Raw genomic sequence first — 3,740 nt, forward strand, 5'->3', positions numbered from 1 at the left:
CAAATTGCCGAAGGCGATTTGTCTCCTTTAAGGGACGCACGTTGCGTTTTCCTTATGTTTTCATGTTCCGCAATGCAAAAAGGCCGCTTTGAGCGGCCCTTTGTATCGGCTGGGCCGAAGAGTTTGCTTGAGAAGATATTTGTTGCGTTTTGCAGACCTGGCAGCGACCTACTCTCCCGCGTCTTGAGACGGAGTACCATTGGCGCTGGGGCGTTTCACGGCCGTGTTCGGAATGGGAACGGGTGCAGCCGCCCCGCGATAACCACCAGGTCGGCAAAACGCAACACAGTTCATGTTTTCACATGAGTGTTGTTTCGAGAAGCTGGGAAGCTTGCGCTTCATTTAATTTAACACGTCTTTCTGCGACCCTTCCCGTATGTTTGCCATACAGACCAGAGGTCGTCGCGCCCTGTGGCGCGGCCCGTCCGGAGCGCTATGCGCGTCAGGACAGAACAGATGATGCTCATCTTTGATGAGCATGAACAATGGGAACGAAGAAGTCGATCGAGCTATTAGTAACGGTAAGCTTCACATGTTGCCATGCTTCCACACCCGTCCTATCAACGTGGTCGTCTTCCACGGCTCTGATAGGGAACACTCGTTTTCAGGTTGGTTTCCCGCTTAGATGCCTTCAGCGGTTATCCATTCCGTATATAGCTACTCTGCTATGCCCTTGGCAGGACAACAGATCCACCAGAGATACGTCCATCCCGGTCCTCTCGTACTAGGGACAGATCCTGTCAATATTCCTACACCCACGGCAGATAGGGACCGAACTGTCTCACGACGTTCTGAACCCAACTCACGTACCGCTTTAAATGGCGAACAGCCATACCCTTGGGACCTGCTCCAGCCCCAGGATGCGATGAGTCGACATCGAGGTGCCAAACAACCCCGTCGATATGGACTCTTGGGGGTCATCAGCCTGTTATCCCCGGCGTACCTTTTATCCGTTGAGCGATGGCCCTTCCACACGGGACCACCGGATCACTATGACCGACTTTCGTCTCTGCTCGACTTGTCAGTCTCGCAGTCAGGCGGGCTTATGCCATTGCACTCGACGACCGATTTCCGACCGGTCTGAGCCCACCATCGCGCGCCTCCGTTACTCTTTCGGAGGCGACCGCCCCAGTCAAACTACCCACCATACACTGTCCCGGATCCGGATAACGGACCGCGGTTAGACATCCACGAAGATAAGGGTGGTATTTCAAGGATGGCTCCACAAGAACTGGCGTCCCTGCTTCAAAGCCTACCACCTATCCTACACATGCCTTGGCGAATGCCAGTGTAAAGCTATAGTAAAGGTGCACGGGGTCTTTCCGTCTGACCGCAGGAACCCCGCATCTTCACGGGGAATTCAATTTCACTGAGTCTATGTTGGAGACAGCGGGGAAGTCGTTACGCCATTCGTGCAGGTCGGAACTTACCCGACAAGGAATTTCGCTACCTTAGGACCGTTATAGTTACGGCCGCCGTTTACTGGGGCTTCAGTTCAGAGCTTGCACCCCTCCCTTTAACCTTCCAGCACCGGGCAGGCGTCAGACCCTATACGTCGTATTGCTACTTCGCAGAGCCCTGTGTTTTTGATAAACAGTCGCTACCCCCTGGTCTGTGCCACCCCATCATACTTGCGTAAAATGGGGTCACGCTTCTTCCGAAGTTACGCGTGCAATTTGCCGAGTTCCTTCAACATAGTTCTCTCAAGCGCCTTGGTATACTCTACCTGACCACCTGTGTCGGTTTCGGGTACGGTCTATACGGTGGAGCTATTTCCTGGAACCTCTTCGCCGCACATTCAATCCAGTAAGAATGTACAACACACGAGATCCGTCACTACCACCAGGCCCACGAATATTAACGTGGTTCCCATCGACTACGCGTGTCCGCCTCGTCTTAGGGGCCGGCTAACCCTGCTCAGATTAACTTTAAGCAGGAACCCTTGGTCTTTCGGCGAGGGAGTCTCTCACTCCCTTTATCGTTACTCATGTCAACATTCGCACTTCCGATATCTCCAGCAGCCCTCACGGGTCCGCCTTCACAGACTTACGGAACGCTCCGCTACCACGCAACAGTCACTACAACTGTCACATCCTCAGCTTCGGTGCATGGCTTTAGCCCCGTTACATTTTCGGCGCAAAGACCCTTATTTAGACCAGTGAGCTGTTACGCTTTCTTTAAATGATGGCTGCTTCTAAGCCAACATCCTGGTTGTTTTGGGATCCTCACATCCTTTCCCACTTAGCCATGACTTGGGGACCTTAGCTGGAGGTCAGGGTTGTTGCCCTTTTCACGACGGACGTTAGCACCCGCCGTGTGTCTGCCGACTAGTACTCCTCGGTATTCGGAGTTTGGTTAGGATCAGTAAGACGGTGAGTCCCCATAGCCCATCCAGTGCTCTACCCCCGAGGGTATTCGGTCGACGCTCTACCTAAATAGATTTCGCGGAGAACCAGCTATTTCCGAGTTTGATTGGCCTTTCACCCCTAGCCACAAGTCATCCCAATCTATTGCAACAGATACGGGTTCGGCCCTCCAGTTGGTGTTACCCAACCTTCAGCCTGCTCATGGCTAGATCACTCGGTTTCGGGTCTAATGCAACTAACTCAATCGCCCTATTCAGACTCGCTTTCGCTGCGCCTACACCTACCGGCTTAAGCTTGCTAGTTACACTAAGTCGTTGACCCATTATACAAAAGGTACGCCGTCACCCTTGCGGGCTCCGACTGTTTGTAGGCATCCGGTTTCAGGTTCTATTTCACTCCCCTCGTCGGGGTGCTTTTCACCTTTCCCTCACGGTACTTGTTCGCTATCGGTCATGCACGAGTACTTAGGCTTGGAGAGTGGTCTCCCCATGTTCAGACAGGATTTCACGTGCCCCGCCCTACTCAAGGACAATGACTGTTCTACGCGTAAGGGGCTATCACCCTCTATGGCCGACTTTTCCAAATCGTTCCGCTTTATTCATCATTGCCACTGGCCTGGTCCGCGTTCGCTCGCCACTACTTACGGAGTCTCGGTTGATGTCCTTTCCTGCAGGTACTTAGATGTTTCAGTTCCCTGCGTTCGCTTCTTACCCCTATGTATTCGAAAGTAAGATACCTTATCACAATGCTTGGAAACCCAGGCCGTTCATAAAACAGACTGGATTTTCCAAGCATTTAAGGTGGGTTGCCCCATTCGGAGATCCATGGATCAAAGCTTATTCGCAGCTCCCCACGGCTTTTCGCAGCGTATCACGTCCTTCTTCGCCTGTGCATGCCAAGGCATCCACCAAATGCCCTTAATTCACTTCTTCGTTCTCATTGTCTATGCTCATCCATAGCCGTTCCAAAGGAACGGCAATCCGGTTACCTTTTACAACCAGATCATATCCTGATGACATCGACGTGTTCGATACAATCCTCTTTGAAGGCACGCCGGTGCACTTCGAGGTCGTATCATTAAGACCAGCTTCTCGAGATATCATCCGGTGATGCGCGGTCAGGCAACATCAATCCAGCATTCCCATCAGAGGAGCAAATGCTCCAACAACAAAAATGCCTCGGACAAGCGATCCTTCCTACCTCCAACCCCTCCACCAATTCCGGCCGACTAAGCCATCACATGGTTTCACAAGGATTGGTCTCGGACGTTTCAGGCATAAACCCAAAACACCTGGACGCTTCCAGACATATCTTCTCTTCACAATGTATTCAGAACAGGCATCAGTCCTTGCGAACGATGCAAACGTTTTTTTT

The 3,740-nt window shown here is 52.1% G+C and carries 2 rRNA genes; both read right to left on the minus strand.

The annotated features are described in order from the left end of the window. Positions 1-155: 155 nt before the first annotated feature. Positions 156-270, minus strand: a 5S ribosomal RNA gene (rrf, locus tag ACQZ63_RS27195). Positions 271-491: 221 nt separating this feature from the next. Continuing rightward, positions 492-3,298: ribosomal RNA gene (locus ACQZ63_RS27200) — 23S ribosomal RNA — on the minus strand. Positions 3,299-3,740: the final 442 nt, after the last annotated feature.

This window comes from Agrobacterium sp. CG160-95 (genome assembly GCF_053521725.1).